Annotated in this window: 21 protein-coding genes; 3 read left to right on the top strand and 18 right to left on the bottom strand. The window is 67.5% G+C overall.

Annotated features, from left to right (window positions below; genetic code table 11):
• The first annotated feature begins 5 nt into the window (after nt 1–5).
• Nucleotides 6–1,436: a methylenetetrahydrofolate--tRNA-(uracil(54)-C(5))-methyltransferase (FADH(2)-oxidizing) TrmFO gene (gene trmFO, locus FPV16_RS22560; protein ID WP_227440745.1), complete on the top strand. Its 1,431-nt coding sequence runs from the start codon at nt 6–8 to the stop codon at nt 1,434–1,436.
• Nucleotides 1,437–1,596: 160 nt separating this feature from the next.
• Here trmFO and FPV16_RS26195 read toward each other — a convergent pair whose 3' ends face one another.
• The 4 genes from FPV16_RS26195 to FPV16_RS22575 all read right to left on the bottom strand — a co-directional run bounded on the left by FPV16_RS26195 (nt 1,597) and on the right by FPV16_RS22575 (nt 4,358).
• Entirely contained in the window at nt 1,597–1,728 is a 132-nt protein-coding gene (locus FPV16_RS26195; RefSeq protein WP_264483985.1) for a hypothetical protein, read from the bottom strand.
• Between the two features lie 6 nt (nt 1,729–1,734).
• Nucleotides 1,735–1,971, bottom strand: coding sequence for a hypothetical protein (locus FPV16_RS22565; protein WP_227440747.1), 237 nt, complete (start codon nt 1,969–1,971; stop codon nt 1,735–1,737).
• 36 nt (nt 1,972–2,007) lie between these two features.
• Nucleotides 2,008–2,532, bottom strand: a complete 525-nt coding sequence (locus FPV16_RS22570; RefSeq protein WP_227440779.1) for a GNAT family N-acetyltransferase — start codon at nt 2,530–2,532, stop codon at nt 2,008–2,010.
• 140 nt (nt 2,533–2,672) lie between these two features.
• Nucleotides 2,673–4,358, bottom strand: coding sequence for an L-lactate permease (locus FPV16_RS22575; protein ID WP_227440749.1), 1,686 nt, complete (start codon nt 4,356–4,358; stop codon nt 2,673–2,675).
• 248 nt (nt 4,359–4,606) lie between these two features.
• On the opposite strand from FPV16_RS22575, the gene FPV16_RS22580 reads away from it, so the two are divergent.
• Complete coding sequence (locus FPV16_RS22580; protein ID WP_227440751.1) at nt 4,607–5,530, top strand: manganese catalase family protein; 924 nt, start codon at nt 4,607–4,609, stop codon at nt 5,528–5,530.
• A 180-nt stretch (nt 5,531–5,710) separates the two neighbouring features.
• Here FPV16_RS22580 and FPV16_RS22585 read toward each other — a convergent pair whose 3' ends face one another.
• From FPV16_RS22585 to yajC, 5 genes are all read right to left on the bottom strand, one after another.
• Nucleotides 5,711–6,589, bottom strand: coding sequence for a phytoene/squalene synthase family protein (locus FPV16_RS22585; protein WP_227440752.1), 879 nt, complete (start codon nt 6,587–6,589; stop codon nt 5,711–5,713).
• On the bottom strand, nt 6,586–6,972 hold the full coding sequence (locus tag FPV16_RS22590) for an Mth938-like domain-containing protein (protein WP_227440753.1): 387 nt from the start codon (nt 6,970–6,972) through the stop codon (nt 6,586–6,588). Before FPV16_RS22590 ends, FPV16_RS22585 begins: the two co-directional genes overlap by 4 nt.
• A 2-nt stretch (nt 6,973–6,974) precedes the next feature.
• Nucleotides 6,975–7,922, bottom strand: a complete 948-nt coding sequence (secF, locus tag FPV16_RS22595; protein ID WP_227440754.1) for a protein translocase subunit SecF — start codon at nt 7,920–7,922, stop codon at nt 6,975–6,977.
• A 273-nt stretch (nt 7,923–8,195) separates the two neighbouring features.
• The gene (secD, locus tag FPV16_RS22600; RefSeq protein WP_227440755.1) at nt 8,196–9,803 is read right to left on the bottom strand and encodes a protein translocase subunit SecD; all 1,608 of its coding nucleotides are present in this window, start codon (nt 9,801–9,803) and stop codon (nt 8,196–8,198) included.
• Between the two features lie 91 nt (nt 9,804–9,894).
• Entirely contained in the window at nt 9,895–10,230 is a 336-nt protein-coding gene (gene yajC / locus FPV16_RS22605) for a preprotein translocase subunit YajC (RefSeq protein ID WP_227440759.1), read from the bottom strand.
• A 233-nt stretch (nt 10,231–10,463) separates the two neighbouring features.
• Between yajC and FPV16_RS22610 the strand changes: the two genes are divergently transcribed.
• Nucleotides 10,464–11,354, top strand: coding sequence for an ATP-binding protein (locus tag FPV16_RS22610; RefSeq protein ID WP_227440760.1), 891 nt, complete (start codon nt 10,464–10,466; stop codon nt 11,352–11,354).
• 257 nt (nt 11,355–11,611) lie between these two features.
• Here FPV16_RS22610 and FPV16_RS22615 read toward each other — a convergent pair whose 3' ends face one another.
• From FPV16_RS22615 to FPV16_RS22655, 9 genes are all read right to left on the bottom strand, one after another.
• Nucleotides 11,612–13,039: a M23 family metallopeptidase gene (locus FPV16_RS22615; protein ID WP_227440762.1), complete on the bottom strand. Its 1,428-nt coding sequence runs from the start codon at nt 13,037–13,039 to the stop codon at nt 11,612–11,614.
• Between the two features lie 212 nt (nt 13,040–13,251).
• Nucleotides 13,252–13,905, bottom strand: coding sequence for a protein-L-isoaspartate O-methyltransferase family protein (locus tag FPV16_RS22620; protein WP_227440763.1), 654 nt, complete (start codon nt 13,903–13,905; stop codon nt 13,252–13,254).
• A 129-nt stretch (nt 13,906–14,034) separates the two neighbouring features.
• Nucleotides 14,035–14,799: a 5'/3'-nucleotidase SurE gene (gene surE, locus FPV16_RS22625; RefSeq protein WP_227440765.1), complete on the bottom strand. Its 765-nt coding sequence runs from the start codon at nt 14,797–14,799 to the stop codon at nt 14,035–14,037.
• Nucleotides 14,799–16,085, bottom strand: a complete 1,287-nt coding sequence (gene serS / locus FPV16_RS22630; protein WP_227440767.1) for a serine--tRNA ligase — start codon at nt 16,083–16,085, stop codon at nt 14,799–14,801. The genes surE and serS overlap by 1 nt, the downstream gene beginning before the upstream one ends.
• A 231-nt stretch (nt 16,086–16,316) precedes the next feature.
• Nucleotides 16,317–17,117: a twin-arginine translocase subunit TatC gene (gene tatC / locus FPV16_RS22635; RefSeq protein ID WP_227440769.1), complete on the bottom strand. Its 801-nt coding sequence runs from the start codon at nt 17,115–17,117 to the stop codon at nt 16,317–16,319.
• Entirely contained in the window at nt 17,114–17,629 is a 516-nt protein-coding gene (tatB, locus tag FPV16_RS22640) for a Sec-independent protein translocase protein TatB (protein ID WP_227440771.1), read from the bottom strand. Before tatB ends, tatC begins: the two co-directional genes overlap by 4 nt.
• Before the next feature lie 150 nt (nt 17,630–17,779).
• Nucleotides 17,780–18,043: a twin-arginine translocase TatA/TatE family subunit gene (locus FPV16_RS22645; RefSeq protein ID WP_227440773.1), complete on the bottom strand. Its 264-nt coding sequence runs from the start codon at nt 18,041–18,043 to the stop codon at nt 17,780–17,782.
• 184 nt (nt 18,044–18,227) lie between these two features.
• Nucleotides 18,228–19,232 (bottom strand): beta-N-acetylhexosaminidase, encoded by a 1,005-nt coding sequence (nagZ, locus tag FPV16_RS22650; protein ID WP_227440774.1) that lies wholly within the window; start codon nt 19,230–19,232, stop codon nt 18,228–18,230.
• A gap of 247 nt (nt 19,233–19,479) precedes the next feature.
• Nucleotides 19,480–19,739: SPOR domain-containing protein (locus tag FPV16_RS22655; RefSeq protein ID WP_227440775.1), on the bottom strand; the 260-nt coding region annotated here is incomplete at its 5' end.

Here is a 19,739-nt window from a genome sequence, read left to right on the forward strand (position 1 = left end):
TGCCCATGACGGACCGCGCAGACACCTCCCCCATCCACATCGTCGGCGGCGGCCTCGCCGGGTCCGAGGCCGCTTGGCAGATCGCCGAGAGCGGCCATGCGGTGGTGCTCCACGAGATGCGACCGGTGCGCGCCACCGAGGCGCATCACGGTCAGGATCTGGCCGAGCTCGTCTGTTCGAACTCGTTCCGCTCGGACGACGCCAACGGCAACGCCGTCGGCCTGCTGCATCAGGAGATGCGGACGCTCGGCTCGCTGATCCTGCGCGCGGCCGACGCCAACCAGGTGCCGGCCGGCGGCGCGCTTGCCGTGGACCGGAACGGGTTCGCGGCCGCCGTCACCGCCGCCCTCGAGGCGCATCCTCTCGTCACCATCGCCCGCGAGGAGGTTGCGGGCTTGCCGCCGGAGGAATGGGGCCGGACCATCATCGCCACCGGCCCCCTCACCTCCCCCGCTTTGGCGGAGGCGATCCGTGGCCTCACCGGGGCCGAGGCGCTGGCCTTCTTCGATGCCATCGCGCCCATCGTCCACCGCGACTCCATCGACATGGACAAGGCCTGGTTCCAGTCGCGCTACGACAAGGTCGGACCGGGCGGGACGGGCGCCGACTACATCAACTGCCCGATGAACCGCGAGCAGTACGACGCTTTCATCCAGGCGCTGATCGCGGGCGACAAGATCGGCTTCAAGGAATGGGAGGCGACCACCCCCTATTTCGACGGCTGCCTGCCGATCGAGGTCATGGCCGAGCGAGGGCCCGAGACCCTGCGTCACGGCCCGATGAAGCCCGTCGGCCTCACCAACCCGCACGATCCCACCGTGAAGGCCTGCGCCATCGTCCAGCTGCGCCAGGACAATGCGCTGGGTACCCTCTACAACATGGTCGGATTCCAGACGAAGCTGACCTATTCCGAACAGGTCCGGGTGTTCCGCACGATCCCCGGGCTGGAGAATGCCGAATTCGCGCGTCTCGGCGGCCTCCACCGCAACACCTATCTCGATTCACCCCGCCTCCTCGACGCGACGTTGCGCCTAAGAGCGCGGCCGAGCCTGCGCTTCGCCGGACAGATCACGGGGTGCGAGGGCTATGTCGAGAGCGCCGCCATCGGCCTGATGGCGGGCCGCTTCGCCGTTGCCGAGGCCCGCGGCGAGACCCTGGCGCCGCTCCCCGCCACTACGGCGCTCGGCGCCCTCATCGGCCACATCACCGGCGGTCACATCGCCGCCGAGGAGGCTGGGAGCCCCCGCTCGTTCCAGCCGATGAACGTCAATTTCGGCCTGTTTCCGCCCCTCGCCCATGCCCCGAAGGGCGAGGGCGGCAAGCGCCTGAAGGGGCCGGAAAAGGCGGTGGCGAAGAAGCGCGCCTATACGGACCGGGCGCGGGCGGATCTGGCGGCGTGGATGGGAAGCGAGGCGGTGTCGATCGCGGCGGAGTAGACGGCGCGTGGGCATTCCCCTCTCCCCGCGTGCGGGGCGAAGGGACTCACAGCGGGACTCGGCTTTTTCAGCGGAACGCTTTCGGCCCAGTTCGACCGGACGCCCACCATCTGCAATTGCGCCATCGGGAAGGCGCCGTTGGCTGTGGATCAGTCTACGATCAATCGCGCGGTACGGGCTCGGTGCGGCGCGGGTGGCGCCGGTCGAAATCCATCGCCGCGAGCTTGAGCGCGGACAATCCACCAACGATGAGAAGGGCGGCGAGGCCGGCGATCTGCAGGGAGAGCGTCATCGAGCTTCAATCCTCACTGCGCATGAATCGGAGGGCAGCGTGACCCGCTAAATGTAGTGCGAGGGCCGCGAAAATCAAAATCCAATGTCCGCCGCTGAGCACGCCATACTGGCCTTGCGCGAGCGGCACGACGAAGGCGGCGCCGAACGTCGCGATCGACAAGGCGTTGAAGAGCGTTGCGAGAAGCTTGACGTGCTCGTTGAACCGCTTGGCAACGAATTTTCTTTTGCCGTCTTCGGTCACGCGTCCCTCCGCGGCTGCGCTGCCGATATCTCTTGATCAGACCGGATCCAGCGAGAAGATGCGCCGGCCCGGCCGGTGGCCCTCGTCGCCGGTATCGCGAAAACCGGTCTTGAGAAGGAGGCCGCGCGAGGCTTCGTTCTCGGGCCGGCACTCGGCCACGATGAAGCGGTGGGGGAAGCGCTTGCGCAGGATCGCGATGGCCCCCGTCACCGCCTCGCTGCCGTAGCCCTGGCCCCGGGCGGCGCCGCCGACCCAGTAACCGAGCTCCACCGCGTGCTCGCCGCGCAGGTGGAGGCCGACCACCGCCACGAGAACGCCGCCGGCCTTGGCCCCGAGGAAGCAATCCTTGGTCGGCTTCCCCCTGCCGATCAGGCGGCGGGCATGGTCGAGGGTGAAGGGATCGGGCAGAAAATCCACCGCCCCCGTGATCGCCTGATCGTCGGTGAGGGCCTGGACCGCCTCCGCATCCGCCTGGACCAGCGGCGCGAGACGCAGGCGTGCGGTCGCCTGCGCGGGCAGGTTCGACAGGGAGTAGCGCGAGGCGAGCGTGCGGAAGAACATGGATTCCGTGGTGGAGCCGCGCGGGCACAAGGGCAAGATCCCTCTTTGCCGGAGGGCTCCTTCCTCGCGCGGCGCGACAAAAATGAAACCCGCCCCGGCATCGCCGGGACGGGTCATGGATTCAGCCTGTCGGTTCGCCCTTACGGATGGATGACCATCGCGTTGAACGGGTAGACGTAGGCCTGGAGCATCACGAGCCCGCCGACGAGGCAGGCGAGCACGATGGAGTGCCAGAACACGAAGCGCAGGATCTTGCTCTCCTGGCCGAAATAGCCGGTGGCGGTGGAGGCGACGACGATGGACTGGGCGTCGATCATCTTGCCCATGACGCCGCCCGACGAGTTCGCCGAGGCCATGAGGATGCCCGACAGGCCGAGCTGCTCCGAGGTGATTTTCTGCAGGCCGCCGAACAGGACGTTGGAGGCGGTGTCCGACCCCGTGAGCGCGACGCCGAGCCAGCCCAGCAACGTGCCGAAGAACGGGTAGAGGATGCCCGTGCCCGCAAAGGCGAGCCCCAAGGTGGCATCGACGCCCGCGTAACGGGTGAGGACGCCCAGTGCCAGCATCGCCGAGATGGTGATGAGCGAGTAGCGCAGCACCCAGATCGTCTCGATGTAGGCGGTCACGAGGCGCCAGGGCGAGAACCGCATCAGGAGGCCGGAGAGGATGGCCGCGAACAGCACGCCGGTGCCGGTGTAGGACATGTAGGCGAACTTAAAGACGGCGGGCTCCGGATGGGCGGTGGCCACCACGGGCGGCACCTTCATGATGACGTTGTGCAGGCCCGGAACCGGATAGTTCCAGATGAAGATCGGGTCGACGATGTCCTTGAAGAACTTGGTGCCCCAGATCGCCACGATCACCGAGAGGATGATCCACGGCACCCAGGCCAGCAGGATCTCGGAAGAGGTGGCGGTGCGGGTGGCGGCGGCGGCCTTGGGGCCGTCGACGGTGGTGACGTAGCCGATGGACGGATCGTTGCCGCGCAGGGCCGGCGAGGTCCAGATCACGGCCGGGCGCCAGAAGCGCAGGAACAGCACCAGGGCGCCCATGGAGACCAGCGCCGCGCCGATGTCGACGATCCACGGGTTGACGTAGTTCGAGATGCCGAACTGGGCGAGCGCGAACGAGCCGCCGCAGACGAGGATGGCGGGCCAGATCTGCAGCATTCCGCGGAACCCCGCGAACACGCAGATGAGCCAGAACGGCACCAGCACCGAGAAGAACGGCAGCTGGCGGCCGATCATGGCGCCGAGGATGTAGGGGTCGTAGCCGGTGACCGAGGCGAGGCCGGCGATGGGCGCTCCGAGTGCGCCATAGGCCACCGGCGCCGTGTTGGCGATGAGCGACAGGCCGGAGGCGGCGAGCGGCGAGAAGCCGAGGCCGATCAGGATGGCGCCAGTGACCGCCACGGGGGTGCCGAAGCCGCCCGCGCCCTCGAAGAACGCACCGAAGGCGAAAGCGACCAGCAGCAATTGGAGCCGCCTGTCGGTGGTGATGCCGGCCACCGATTGCTGCAAGGTGGCGAACCATCCCTTCTCCACCGTCAGGCGGTAGAGGAAGATGACGTTGAGGATGATCCAGCCGATGGGGAAAAGGCCGAGTGCGATGCCGTAGCCGGAGGCGCGGGTGGCGAGGTCGGCGGGCATGCCGAACAGGAACACCGCGACGCAGAATGCTAGGACCAGGGAGAGGACGGCCGCGATATGAGCCTTCACCTTGCCGCTGGCGATCATGCCGAGCAGGGCGATGACCGGCAGGGAGGCGGCCAGCGTCGAGAGCCAGGGGCTCCCGAACGGGTCGTAGACTTGATTCCAGGTGTTCACGGGCGTCGCACTCCTCGATGGCCCCGATCTCACGTCGAGGTCTTGACATCGTTGCTAGCAGAGCAGTGAGACCGGCTCAACGCGGGGAATCTTGTATTCAAAAGCTGTTGCGCGAAGGCTGCGGTTCTCGGCCGGGGCTCTCCAGGCGGGGTCCGGACCCGCGCAACCAAGTGCCGTGGCGGCGGAACATGCCGACTTGGCGACCGTTCCCAATCGTATTCATTGCGTGGCGAGACGGAGAATCATCTATGTTCATGCGCGTCGACAAACTACAAGCCGAGCTTCCTGCCCCCAAAAGGAAAGATCCCAACGCCGCCGCGGCCCTGCAGGAATTGCTGGGCGGCAAGTATGGCGAGATGTCGACGCTTGGGAACTACATGTTCCAGAGCTTCAACTTTCGCAGCAAGTCTAAGCTTCGCCCTTTTTATAGCCTCGTTGCCGCGATCACCGCCGAGGAACTGGGCCATGTGGAGCTGGTGAGCAATGGCGTCGCCATGCTTAATAACGGCCCCGACAATGACGGCGACGAGAAGGATGGCGGCGACATCTCGGGCGCGCCCTTCGAGGACATGAAGGACATTCGCCTTGCAGCGGCGTTCCTGTCGAATGGTGGCGGCGTGACGCCGGTCAACAGCAATGGCGCTTCCTGGAACAACGATTTCATCACCACCACGGGCAACGTGGTTGTCGACCTGCTCCACAACTTCCATCTCGAATGCGGCGCCCGCCTACACAAGCTGCGCGTCTACGAGACCCTGACGGACCCCACGGGCCGAGAGGTCTGCGGCTATCTCCTCGTGCGCGGTTCGGTCCACGCCCATGCCTACGCCCTGGCATTGAAGAAGATCACCGGTGTCGAGATCGAGAAGTTCCTGCCGACCCCGAACATCAACCTCGACAAGATCCCCGAATGCCAGAAGTACCTGCAGGAGGGCTCGCACCGCCGGCTCTACACCTTCAGCCCCGGCGACTACACGGAGATGGCCGGCATCTGGGGCAATGGCGAGATGGCCCTGCCGGGTGATCCGCCGGGCGAATTGTCGGTGGTCGAGGGCATGCCCGACGGCGGCAAGATCCACCAGCTCACCGGTGTCCCCTCGGCCTTCACTCCGGACTACGCCCCGCAGGAGATGTTCGAGATCGCGCAGAAGCTGACGAAGAAGGCGCGCTGAAGCCTTGGCCTCCCGACAGAGTGATGTCGGGGGGCCTTTTCTTTCATCCCGTAGGCGAGATTGCCGCCTGAGGTGCCCGCGTCAGCGGGTCTTGGAGGAGCCCTCCAGCCTGATCTGAAATTCTTGGAGCCCCCCTTCAAGGCCGCTGCGCGACGCCGCAGGGGGGATGGACAGTAGGCTTTAGGTCTTCCGCGATCCGCGCCAGAGCCGCCACAGCCGCCGCCAGCGCGGGAGGGTGATAGCGGTGTTCAACGGGTCGTAGCCCGGCCGCTCCATCATCGCGAGGCTCGGTTCCACCAGAGCCGTCGGTAGGAAGGCGGGCCGAGCGGCAGGCGCGATGGTGGCTCGCGCGTCCTCGAAGGCCTTCAGATGGCGCCGGGCTAGGGCCCGCAGGTCGGCGGTCGCTCCGAGGAGACCGGGGCCTCCACGTCCCGTGACGATGTCTTCGCGGGTGACGCCGTGATCCTTCAGGATATCGGTCGGCAGGTAGACCTGCCCGTTGCGGGCGTGCCAGGGCAGCGCCCGCAGCAATCCGACGACGCCGTAGGCGACCCCGGCATGGCCGGCGGCGGCGGCGCCCCCCGGCTCCGCTCCGTCGCAGAGGACGAGCCCGCCGAGGCGGATGAGCGAGGACGCGGTCTCGCCGCAATAGCCTTCGAGATCGTTCACCCGCGGCATCGGGTCATCGTAGAGGTCGAAGACGCGGGCATCGATCAGATCGACGAAGGGCTGGCGCCCGAGCTTGCGCCTGACGATGGCGTCATCCAACGCGGCGGCGACGGGATTGGCCTTCACGTCCCCCCTCGCCTCGCCCTGCAGCGCGTCGCGCCACCATTGCAGGCGGATCTCGCCGGCCATCGGGTTGGTGACGGCGTCGCGCACGCGGGCGATGGTGAGGCTGAAGGCGGCAAGCGCAAAGAGATGCGGCCGGAAGGCTGCCGGTGCGAACAGGGTCGCGAAGTAGCGGTCCGGGTCGCCCTCGCGGACCAGGGACTCGCAATGCTCGAAGGCGAACGCGAGGGGGTCGGCGGTTCCGGGGCTGGTCTCGGTCCTGGTCACGCGACCGCGATCATCGCGGCGGCGACCTTGCGGTTCTCCGCCATCAGGATGTTGTAGGTCCGCGCGGCGGCCCCCGTCTGCATCACGTCGAGGCCGATGCCGTTGTCCTTGAGCCAGCGCCGCAGACTGTCCGGAAACGGCGCGATGTCGAGGCCGGTGCCGATGAGGAGGAGTTCGACCGCCCCCGCCTCGGCCACGATCGGGCGCAGGGCGGTACGGTCGATGGCCTTCGCCTCCAGGACATCCCAGGCCCTGATGCCCCCCGGCGTCACCAGGATCGAGCCGCGATGCGACATGTCGGCGAAGCGAAAGCCGCCGTTGCCGTAGGCGTCGATGAGGTGGCGCCCGGGAACGAACCCATCGTGCAGGCTGCCCTCCGCCATCTCTACTCCGCCGCCTGAGGCACGCGGCCGCCGGTGGGACGGCTCTGGGACTTCACGCCCGACAGCATCAGGCCGAGATAGATCAGCACCGGGGTCGATACGAAGATCGCCGAATAGGTGCAGATCACCACGCCCGCGAGCATCACGACGGCAAAGCCCTGGATCGCCTCGCCGCCGAACAGCACCAAGGCGAGCAGCGAGAGGAAGGCGGAGGTCGCCGTCATCACCGTGCGCGACATGGTGGAGTTGATCGACAGGTTGAGCAGCTCCACCGTGGGGATGGTCTTGTAGCGCCGCATCAGCTCGCGGGTCCGGTCGAACACCACCACCGTCTCGTTGAGCGAGTAGCCGACGATGGTGAGGATCGCCGCGATCGAGGTCATGTTGAACTCGATCCGGCTGATGACGAAGATGCCGATGGTGAGCACGATGTCGTGCAGGGTGCCGACGATGGCACCGAGCGCCAATTCCCGCTCGAAGCGGAACCAGAGGTAGACGAGCACCGCGAGCACCGACAGAACGACGCCGAGCGTACCCGACTGAACGAGCTCGCCCGAGACGCGCGGCCCCACCGTTTCGGTGCGGCGGAACTCGTATTCCGCGTCGAAGGCGCCGTGCGCCTTCTGCATCACCGCCGTCTGGCCCTGCTCGCCGGGTTGGAGCGGGAAGCGGACGAGGATCTGCCCGTCGCCGCCGAGCTCCTGCACCTCGGTCTCACCGAAGCCGAAGCTGTTGGCGGTGTGGCGTACGGAGGCCACGTCGGCCGTCTTCGATTTCGCCTGCAGCTCCACCAGGGTGCCGCCCTTGAAGTCGATGCCGAAATTGAGGCCGACCGTCAGGAACAGGATCACCGTCCCCACCGACAGCAAGGCCGAGAGCGGGAAGGTGAAGCGCCGGAAGCGCATGAAGTCGACGTGCGACTCATCGGGCCAGAGGCGGAGCAGACGCATGTTCGGTCTCGGTCTTTCGTGGACGATACCCGGTCTCGGACGATCGGATCGGTGCCGCCGTCATCCCGTCATTCCGGGGCGCCGCAGGCGAGCCTGGAATTCAGAACCGCCGCCGGCGTGACGCTGGATCACCATTTGTGCGTCTGGATCCCGGGCTCCGCTCCGCGGCCCCGGGATGACGGGGTGGTGGACCAACCGATCGTATAAGAAGCGAAGCGTCCTTGTCTTGAACTCAGGGAAACGGGGCTCGGATCAGAACGGCAAAGCCTTGTTTCAGAAGGGCAGAGCCTTGGGTCGGGCGTAGTTGTACCACAGGGCGATCATCATGCGGGTGAGCGTCACCGCCGTGATGACGGTGGTGAGGATGCCGAGGATGAACACCACCGCAAAGCCCTTCACCGGGCCGGAGCCGAGGAAGAACAGGATCAGGGCGGCGATGGCCATGGTCGAGTTCGAATCAATGATGGTGGCGAAGGCCTTGTCGAAGCCCGCCTGCAGGGCCGAGACGATCGAGCGCCCCGCCCTCACCTCCTCGCGGACGCGCTCGTAGATTAGCACGTTGGAATCCACCGCCGTGCCGATGGTGAGCACGATGCCGGCGATGCCCGGCAGGGTCATGGTCGCTTCCAGCACCGACATCAGGCCGAGGATGAGGCCCACATGGACGAGGAGCGCGATGTTGGCGAAGAAGCCGAACACGCCGTAGGTGGCGAACATGAAGATGATGACGAGGGCGCCGGCGACCAGGGTCGCCTTCTTGCCGGCCTCGATCGAATCGTTGCCGAGGCCGGGGCCGACGACGCGGCGCTCCACCACGGTGAGCTTGGCCGGCAGGGCGCCAGCGCGCAGCAGGATCGAGAGGTCGTTGGCCTGCTTGACGGTGAAGTTGCCGGTGATCTGGCCGGAGCCGCCGGTGATCGGCGTGTTGATGCGCGGGGCCGAGACCACCTCGTTGTCCAGCACGATGGCCATGCGGCGGCCGACATTCTCCGAGGTCGCCTGACCGAAGCGCTGGGCGCCCTTCAGGTTGAACTTGAAGCTCACCATGGGCTCGTGGCTCTGCTGGTCGAAAGCCGGCTGCGCATCGGTGAGATCGCCGCCATCGGCCATGACCCGGCGCTCCACCGGCACCTTGCCGCCGCCTTCGTCCTTGTTGGTGAGCATGTCCACGTCGCCGGAGGGCGAATCGGCCAGCATGCGGAATTCGAGCTTGGCGGTCTTGCCGAGCTGATCCTCGAGCTGCTGCGGGTCCTGCAAGCCGGGGACCTGGACGAGGACGCGGTCGGCGCCCTGCTGCTGGATCGAGGGCTCCTTGGTGCCGCCGAAATCGATGCGGCGGCGAATGACTTCGATGGCCTGGGTCACGGCCCGGCGGGTGCGGTCGGTGAGGCCTGCATCGGTGAGCAGGAGCTGAATCGTGCCGTCGGGCCGGTCGGTGACGTCGAGGGTCTGCCCCCCGGCCTGGGCCACCATGGCGTTGGAAATCGGCTGGGACAGTTCGCGCAGCTTCGGCATGGCCTTGGCGCGGTTGGCCGGATCGGAGATGCGGATCTGGACGCCCCGCGGAATCAGCTGGATTCCGCCTTCGGGGGTGATGCCGGCCTCGCGCAGGGTGCGGCGCACGTCGTCGCGCAGACCCGTGGTCTGCGAGCGGATCAGATCGTTCCGGTCGATTTCGAGGAGGATCTGCGAGCCACCCTGGAGATCGAGCCCCAGCACGATGGCGCGCTGTGGCACGATCCAGCTCGGGAACCAGCCCGGCAGGGAGGCCATGAAGCCCTTGCGCTGCTCGGCCGAGAAGAAGCTCGGCACGGCGAGGCTGAGGCCGATGAGGATGACGGCCAGCGTCGCGACGATCTTGGTTCTCGAAAAGCGCAGCATCCGCCCGTTCCGTTTCTTCTTACGATGCCGATGTTTGCACCGGCATCTTCAAGCGGTGCACAAGGCCGCCACGCGGGACGGCCCTGGGATCTCAGACCGCCTTGACCGGGCCGCCCTTGACGCGGACTTCCGAAATCATGGTGCGGACGATCTTCACCCGGACGTTCGGGGCGATCTCGACCTCGATCTCGGAGGCCTCGTCGGCCACCTTGGTGACGCGGCCGACCAATCCGCCGGTGGTGACGATGGTATCGTCCCGGCGCACGTTCTTCACGAGGGCCTGATGCTCCTTCACGCGGCGCTGCTGCGGGCGGAGGATCAGGAAGTACATGATGACGAAGATGAGGACGAACGGCACCACCTGCAAGGCGATGTCCGCTCCGCCAGCGGCCGCGGTGGCCCCTTGCGCGAAGGCGGGGGTAATCAAGCGGGTGACTCCTTGGGCTGAGCCGGTCCTGGGGAGTCGCGCGCAGGCGGGTGAGGGCGCGTCAGGACAGGTCGAAAAGCGCGCGGACTATAGCCATGCACTTGGCTAAAGCAACGGCGCGTCCGCAGGATGCGCGGATCGGATGGTCCGCGCCCGATGCCGCACCGGTGATTTTCCATCGCATTGTCCGTATGGACGCGCTCGACAGCGCATCCAAGGAGCATCGAGACGCCATGACCGCGACCCCACCTGCCGACCGGGCGATGCTCGACGCGATCCTGCCCGTCCTCGAGCGGATCGCCGCCGCCCTGGAGCGTTCCGCCCCGGCCGCGAAACCCGCCCTGGACCTGAATTCGGCCGATGCCTTCCTCTGGGGATCGGACCGCCGCCTGATCCCGGTGCCGAAGGTCAACCGGGTGGAGATCGATCTGCTAACCGGCATCGACCGGGCCCGCGACATCCTCGTCGACAACACCACGCGCTTCGCCCGTGGACTTCCCGCCAACAATGCCCTGCTCTGGGGCGCGCGCGGCATGGGCAAGTCGTCCCTGGTGAAGGCGGCCCATGCCCGGATCAACGCGGAGCGGGCGGAGGGCGAGCGGCCGATGAAGCTGGTGGAGATCCACCGCGAGGACATCGAGGCCCTGCCGGACCTGATGGCGACCCTGCGCGGCGACGCGCACCGCTGGATCGTGTTCTGCGACGACCTGTCCTTCGACGGCGACGACACCTCGTACAAGTCGCTCAAGACCGCCCTCGACGGCGGCATCGAGGGCCGACCCGACAACGTGCTGTTCTACGCCACCTCCAACCGGCGGCATCTCCTCGCCCGCGAGATGGTGGAGAACGAGCGCTCCACCGCGATCAATCCCGGCGAAGCGGTGGAGGAGAAGGTCTCCCTCTCCGACCGGTTCGGCCTCTGGCTCGGCTTCCACAAATGCAGCCAGGACGAGTACCTCGCCATGATCCGCGCTTATGTCGAGCGTCACGGGCTGAAGGCCGATCCCGACCTCGTGCGGGCCGAGGCCCTGGAATGGGCCACCACCCGCGGCTCGCGCTCCGGGCGCACGGCGTTCCAATTCATCCAGGACCTGGCCGGGCGGCTGGGGCAGCGGCTGGATTGAGGGCTCGCTTACTCCCAGCCGAAACGGCGGATCGCCCCTTTTTTCCCCACCCACGGCCTCATCCTGAGGCGCCGCAGCGTAGCGGAGGCCTCGAAGGAGCCTTCCGGTTCGCGCAGTGGGTGCTGAGCGCTCCTTCGAGGCCCGCGGATGCGGGCACCTGAGGATGAGGTGGATGGGTAGGGATCAGGTGGATCCCCATAAACGAAAACGGCGGCTCCTGGGAGCCGCCGCGGGTCGTGTGGACGATCGAGAAACGATCAGTTGCTGGCCAGATGCGGCATCGGGTCGACCGGGGTCGCGCCCTTGCGGATCTCGAAGTGGAGCTGGGGCGAGGTCACGTTGCCCGAGGCGCCGGACTTGGCGATGGTCTGGCCGCGCTTAACCTTCTCGCCAGGACGGACGTCGAGTTCGCCGTTATGAGCGTAGGCCGAGACGTAGCCGTTGGTGTGGCGAACCAGCACGAGCTTGCCGTAGCCCTTCACGTCCGAGCCGGCATAGGCGACCGTGCCGTCCTCGGCGGCCTTCACGGCCGTACCCTCGGGCACCGCGATGTTGATGCCCTCGTTGCCGCTGGTGCCGTAGCCCGAGATCACCCGGCCCTTGGCAGGCCAGCGGAACGACTGGTCGGGCTCGGCGGCGGGAGCCGCGACGGAGCCGGTGCTGGCGGGCTCGGCCTTCTCGGGCACCGGCGTCAGGGAGGCGACCTTGACGGGCGCAGCCTTGGCCTTTGCTGCCGCCGCTTCGGCCAGCTTGGCCTCGGCGACCTTCTTGGCCGCATCCTTGGCGGCTTCGGCCTTGGCGAGCTTCGCCTCGGCGTCTGCGGCCTTGCGGGCGGCTTCGGCCTTCGCCTTGGTGGGATCGACCTTCGGAGACTCGGCTTTGGCGACCTCGACGGGCTTTTTCGCCTCGGCGGCCTTCTTTACGTCAGCGACCTTCTTGGCGTCCGCGAGTTTCTTGGCTTCGGCCGCATGCTTGGCATCGGCCGCGAGCTTGGCCTCCGCGAGCTTCTTCGATTCCACGGCCCGCTTGGCCTCCGAGGCCTTGTTCGCCTCGGCGATCTTCCTGGCGTCGGCGGCACTCTTGGCCGCAGCCAGCGTCCGGGCTTCCGATTCCTTGCGGGCGGCTTCCTGACGGACGTTGTCCTGCCGCGCGGCCTCGGCACGGGCAGCCTCGGCGCGAGCCTTGGCTTCGGCGGCCTTTGCCTCGGCGGCTCTCGCTTCCGCCGCCTTGGCTCCGGCATTGAGCGGGAGGCGGGCCGGGGGCGCCGCAGGAACGGTGCGCGGGGTCGCGACCATGCCGCGGCCGGCATCCGGATTCATGCCCGCAGGATTCATTCCCGAGGGATTCATGCCGGAGACCATCCCGGAGGACGGCGCGGTGGAGGCGACGCGGCCCGTGGCCATGGGAGGCGTCGCGGCCAGCGGACGCGGCGACATCGGCGCACCGATGGCCTGCGACTGGATCCTGGGGGTCCGCACCGCCGGAGCCGGAGCCATCTCGCCGTCCTCGGGCAGGCTGCCCGTGGCGCTTGGCTCACTCGAAACATTGGAGGCGAAGGGGTTCCCGAAGGGGTCGCCCAATCGCGACGCATCGGTTGAGCATCCGGCGGCACTGCCGCCGATCACACCGATGAGCGCGAAACGCGACAGCGTCCTCAACCCTAGACCAGTCCCGCGAACCCGCATCGACGCACCTGTTTGCCTGACGCAACTTGATGACGTCATTCAAACGGGATTCAGGTTAAACAACCGTTCCCGTTCACCACGTTTTCGGCGCAGAAGGAACTTTCCTGGCAGGCACGTCCCGGCTCCATCCAAGTCGGTCACAGTTATGCCCGGCGATAAGATCGTGGCGGATCAGGGATTTGGGTCCCCGGGGCCGGGCCTGCGCCCGCCGCCTAGAGAACGAAGGCCCTGCCGGGCGTCAGGGGCGCCAGCCTTAATTGACCGCCGAGATTTTTAACGACGGCCCCCTCCCCGCCCCGATCGACGAGGACGAGGCGTGCCCTGCCCGCCTCTGCGAGAGCGCCCACCAGCCTGCCGCCGGGCGCCAGGAGGGAGTCGAGATGGGCGGGCATGGCCGGCAGGGCACCGTTGATCAGGATGCGGTCGAACGTACCCTCCCCCGCGACGTCCGGATCGAGGCCGTCGCCGACCTCCACGTGGGCGATCACCCGGTCCTCCGGGTCGAGGGCCGAGACGGCATCCTCCGCCAGGGTGGCGTAGCGCTCGATGCTCAGGATGGAGGCGGCGCCGAGGCGGATCAGCAGGGCGGTGACGTAGCCCGAGCCGGTGCCGATCTCGAGGATGCGGGCGCCGGGCTTCACCTTCAGGGCGGTCAGCATGGTGGCGACCACGGTGGGCGCCGACATGGTCTGTCCGCAGGGTAGCGGCAGGGCCACGTCCCGCCGGGCGAGATCCCGGTGCTCGCGGGGCGCGAAACGGGCCCGGGGCACCCGCTCCATCGCCCGCAGGGTATCGGTGTCGCGCACGCCGAGGCCGCGCAGGGCCATGACGAAGGCGGCATCCTCGACCGAGCCTTCCATCGTCATGGGTGTCGTCTCACGGCTGGGTACGGACGTTCCGATTCCCGGAACGTCCGCGATCCGGCGCAGGGTCGACGACGCGCGGTTGGGCGCTGATACGCGGTCGCGCCAGCTTTGCGCGAAGGCCGGAGCGTCTCACTCGGCGAAGGCCTGGGCGAAGCGCGTCAAGGTGGGCTCGTCGGTGAGATCGAGGCGCAGCGGCGTCACCGAGATGCGATTCTCGGCGATGGCCTTCAGGTCGGTGCCGTGGCCGGGCTCGAACCGCGCCTTGGCGAAGGCGAGCCAGAAATACGGGTTGCCGCGCCCGTCATGGCGCGCATCGATGGCCAGCAGCGCCTGGTTGCGCATGCCCTGCGCGGCCACGGCGGTGCCGGCGACCTCCTCGGGCTCGCAATCGGGGAAGTTGACGTTGACGACGATGCCGGGCTCGATCCCGATCTCCAAAATCTTCTTCACCACGCCCGGGCCGTGATGGGCGGCGCAGGCCCACTTGATCGCCCCACGCCCGCCCGCACCGTAGGCCTGGCTCAGGGCGATGGAGCGCACGTTGAGGATGGTGCCCTCCATCGCCGCCGCGATGGTGCCGGAATAGGTCACGTCCTCGGCGACGTTCTGGCCGCGATTGACCCCGGACAGGACGAGGTCCGGCCCGTGGTCCTTGAGGATGTGGCGCACCCCCATGATCACGCAATCGGAGGGCGTGCCCTTCACGGCGAAGCGCTTCTCGGAGACCTGGCGCAGGCGCAGGGGGTCGTTGAGTGAGAGCGAGTGCGAGACGCCGGACTGGTCGCTCTCGGGCGCCACGACCCAGACGTCGTCGGATAGGGTCCGGGCGATGCCCTCCAGGGTTTCGAGGCCCGGCGCATGGATGCCGTCGTCGTTGGTGACCAGGATGCGCATCAGCTCTTCAGCCCTTCGATTTTCTCGATGCCGCCCATGTAGGGCTTGAGAACCGACGGGATGGTGACGCTGCCGTCCGGGTTCTGGTAATTTTCCATCACGGCGATGAGGGCGCGGCCGACCGCGACGCCCGATCCGTTGAGGGTATGCACGAATTGTGCGCCCTTGCCCTCCTTCGGGCGGTAGCGCGCGTTCATCCGCCGCGCCTGGAAGTCGCCGCAGACCGAGCAGGACGAGATCTCGCGAAACGTCTCCTGCCCCGGCATCCAGACCTCGATGTCGTAGGTCTTTTGACTGGCAAAGCCCATGTCGCCGGTGCAGAGCGTCATGACCCGGTAGGTCAGGTCGAGCTTCTTCAGCACGGCTTCTGCCGAGCCGAGCATGCGCTCGTGCTCGGAGGCGGACTGATCCGGCGTGGTGATCGAGACGAGCTCGACCTTGTTGAACTGGTGCTGGCGCAGCATGCCGCGCGTGTCCCGCCCGGCCGAACCGGCCTCGGCGCGGAAGCACGGGGTCAGCGCGGTGAAGCGTAAGGGCAGCTCGTCCTCGGAAAGGATGCTCTCGCGTACGAGATTTGTCAGCGGGACTTCGGCCGTGGGGATGAGCCAGTGCTCCTCTCCGGCCCGGAACTGGTCGTCGCGGAACTTCGGCAGCTGCGCCGTGCCGAACATCGCTTCGTCACGCACCAGGATCGGCGGCGCCACCTCCGTGTAGCCGTGCTCGCCGGTGTGAAGATCGAGCATGAACTGGCCGAGCGCTCGCTCCAGCCGCGCGAGCTGGCCCTTGAGCACCACAAAGCGGGCGCCGGACATGCGCGAGGCCGCCTCGAAATCCATCAGGCCGAAGGCCTCGCCGAGCTCGAAATGCTGGCGGCCGGTGGCGAGCTTGGTCCGGTTGCCGGAAAAGGCGCGGTGCTCGACATTGCCGTGTTCGTCGGCGCCTTCCGGCACCTCCGGGTTCGGGCGGTTGGGGATCGCCGCGAGGCGGTCGTCGAGGACTTTGCCGGCCTCCGTCTGGGCCGCCTCCAGGGCGGGCCCCTCCTCCTTCAGCCGCGCCACCTCGGCCATGAGTTCGGCGGCACGCGCCTCGTCCTTCGCCTTCTTCGCGCCGCCGATCTCCTTGGCGAGCGCGTTGCGCCGCTCCTGATTGGCCTGCGCCGCCGAGGTGGCGGATTTGCGCGCGTCGTCGAGGGCGATCAGCTCGGCCGAGAGCGCGCCGAGGCCGCGACGGCGCAGGGCGTCGTCGAACGCTTGCGGATTCTCGCGGATGGCGCGGATGTCGTGCATGGGCGGCTCGGTTCGCTGTGAGTCGCCGACGCTTTGCAGCATCGAGGCGACCCCGACAAGGCCGGGCATGAGACGACGGAGTATCCCCTATACCCCCTCATCCTGAGGCGGCGCAGCGCAGCGAAGCCCTCGAAGGAGGATTCCAGAACCAGCGATGCGGACTGGAGGCCTCCTTCGAGGCCGCTCACGCGGCACCTCAGGATGAGGTGGTGGGTGGGACTTATGTGGCGACTACGGCTCCAGCCCTTCCGCGACCCGCTTAGCCTTGCGGCGGCGCTCGACGCGGGCCACCGAGAAGATCGAGGCCTCGTAGAGGAGGAGCATCGGCAGGGCCAGGGACAGCTGCGAGATCACGTCGGGCGGTGTCAGGATCGCGGCCGCCACGAAGACGAGGACGATGGCGTAACGGCGCTTTTCGCGCAGGAAGACGGTGTCGATGACGCCGATCTGGCCGAGCAGGGTGAGGATCACCGGCAGCTGGAACGCCAGCCCGAAGGCGAAGATCAGGGTCATGATGAGCGAGAGATACTCGTCCACCTTCGGCAGCAGCGAGATCGTCGCCTCTCCCGGCTGACCGACCTGCTGCAGGCTCACCGAGAACTGAATCAGCAGCGGCATCGCCAGGAAGAACACCACCAGCGAACCGAGCACGAAAAAGATCGGCGTGGCGACGAGGTAGGGCAGGAAGGCTTGGCGCTCGTTGCGGTAGAGGCCCGGGGCTACGAAGGCATAGATCTGTGTGGCGATGACCGGGAAGGCAAGGAAGCCCGCGCCGAACACGCTGAGCTTGATGTTGGTGAACACCTGTTCGAGGAAGTGCGTCGCGATGAGCTGCGCCTTCTCCGGGCCGACGATGGAGACGTAGGGGTGGAGCAGGATGTTGTAGATGTGTCGCGAGACGAAGAAGCACGCGAAGAACATCACGACGAACGCCGCCAGTGACTTGATCAGCCGCGAGCGCAACTCGATCAGGTGGTCGAGGAGCGGCGCGCGCGACGCCTCGACCTCGGATTCGTCGACCGGATCGATCATGAGGTGGCGCCGGGCTCGGTAGGCTTGGTGGAGGGGTCGGTCTGGGCCACGGCAGTCCGGGGCGGGAGATCGGGCAGCGCGTAGTCCGGCGGGGGCGGTGGCTCGACGTTTGCCGGCTCGGCCGATGCGGGAGCCTGGATCGACGGCTCGGAGGGCGCGGGCGGGTCGTTCTCGGCGAGCTTGGCGGCCACGTTGGCCAGGGGCTGCGTGCTCGATTGCGGGCGACCGTCCACGGCGCCACGGATCTCGTCGCGGATGGTCTGGACCGGATTGAAGCTCGGCCCCATCGTGCTCGCGGAGCGCTTGATGCCGTCGACCTCACGGCGGACTTCGTCGAACTCGGCCTCGCGGATCGCCTCGTTGAACTGCGCGTGGAACTCACCGGCCATGCGACGCATCTTGCCCGTGACCTGGCCAACGGTGCGCAGGGCCTTGGGCAGGTCCTTGGGCCCGATGACGATGAGGGCGACGCCGCCGATCAGCATCACCTCGCCCCAACTCATGTCGAACATGGTGTCGCTCGTCCCGCGGCCGATGGCCTATGCCTCGTCACGACCGACGACCTAGCATGGTTCACGCAAGGCCGATCTCCGTCCGGGCGATTTCGCTCACACGAACTCTAGGCGATCCCGTGCGGGATCGCCGATGTCGCCTGAAAGAGCTCAGACGACCTTGCGGTCGGCCGAGACGTGGCTTGCGGTGGCAGGTTCGCCCTGTTGAGGCAAGGTGCGCACAGGCTCGCCGTTGCTCGGCGGCGGTACGGCCGGTGCCTGCCCAGCAGGCGTCTCATCCTCGGCCATGCCCTTCTTGAAGGCCTTGATGCCCTTGGCGACGTCACCCATCAGATCGGAGATCTTGCCGCGCCCGAACAGCAGCATCACGATGCCCGCGACGATGATCCAGTGCCAGATACTCATGCTGCCCATGGCAAACTCCTGCGCCCATGCGGTCGCCTGCCCAGCGACGCCCTCTCACGACGGATTGTCGGGAAACTAGGGATCGCGGGAAGCGAACACAAGAACCACGGGGTCTCTCGCCACGGCATTCGCGGCATCTGAGGCAATTGTGCAGTGCGTCATGGGCGCGCTGGTCGCGCCGGGAGCGTCGATCTCAGGCCTGGGCGGAAAGGCCCGCTTCGAAACGCGAGCGCGCCTCGGCGACATCGAAATCCGCATGCGGTGCGAGGCGGGCCAGGGCGGCCTCGGCGCGGCGCAGGGCTTCGCCGGACAGGATCGGCGTGCCCTCCAGGACGGCGCGCATTTCTTGCCGATCGCCGTTGCAATGAAGCGCGACATCGATTCCGGCAGCAAAGGCTTTCTCGGCCTTTTCGCGATAGGTGCCGTCCAGCGCCTTCATCGAGAGGTCGTCGGTCATGAGCAGGCCGTCGAACCCGATCAGGCCGCGGATCACCTGTCCGATCACCACACTGGACTGCGTCGCGGGATGATGCGGGTCGAGGGCGGCATAGACCACGTGGGCGCTCATCGCCATCGGCAGGTCCGCCAGGGCGCGGAAGGGAACGAAGTCGTGGGCGGCGAGGCTCACGCCCTCGGCCTCGACCACGGGCAGATCCTTGTGGCTGTCGCAGGCGGCGCGACCGTGCCCGGGAATATGCTTGATCACGGGGAGGACGCCGCCTTCCATCAGCCCCTCGGCCACCGCGCGCCCGAGGGCGATGACGGCGTGTGGATCGGTGCCATAGGCGCGGTCGCCGATGATGTCGTGGGCACCGGCTACCGGTACGTCGAGGACGGGCGCGCAATCGACGTTGATCCCCACCGAGGCGAGATCGTGCGCCATCAGCCGTGCGCCGAGGCGCGCCATGGCGGTGCCCGACCCGTTGAGCCGGCCGAAACGAGCGCCCGCCGGATAGGACGGCCAGTGCGGCGGCCCCATGCGCTGCACCCGTCCGCCCTCCTGGTCGATCAGGATCGGCGTGTCGGCCCGGCCCGTTGTGGCGCGTAGCGCATCGGTCAGCGCCCTCACCTCGTCCGGCGAGCCGATGTTGCGCTTGAACAGGATGAAGCCCCAGGGCTGCGCGTCGCGGAAGAACGCGGCCTCCTCGTCCGAGAGGGTCCGGCCGGCACAGCCGAGGATCAGGGCGCGAGTGGTCATGGGGTATGCTGCTCGGCTGGAATGGACAGACGATCCGAGGGACGTCCGTCCCTGCTCGTCCCGGTCGCGGCGGCCCTCGGATGGGCGGGGCGCGCACGGAGCGCCACCGGGATGCGAGGCGTCGACGATCGCCTTCAGGGTCGTTGCTTCGGCTTCGTCGGTCTCGAGTTCTCAGGCCCGGATCGCGGGCGCTCGGTTCACGAGGCCCGGTTCCCGGACCTCAGCTTTGACGCCCAGTTCCGGTGGCTCAGTTCTTGGCGACGAAGCACTGGCCGCCGGCGCCCTGCAATTCGGTGCAGAGGGTGGTCGCTTCCGCCTTGGCCAAGGGTCCGACGCGGACGCGGTAGATCGTCTTACCGCTGACCTCGGCCTGACGGATCAGGGCCGGTTTGCCGGAGAGCTGGCTGAACTTGCCCTGCATCTGCTTGAACGCGGCCTGCGCCTCGGCCTCGCTGGTGCGCACCCCGAGCTGGACCGAGTACCCGCTGATCGGCGCGGTGGAAACCG

Source organism: Methylobacterium sp. W2, assembly GCF_020662345.1.
Taxonomy (GTDB): domain Bacteria; phylum Pseudomonadota; class Alphaproteobacteria; order Rhizobiales; family Beijerinckiaceae; genus Methylobacterium.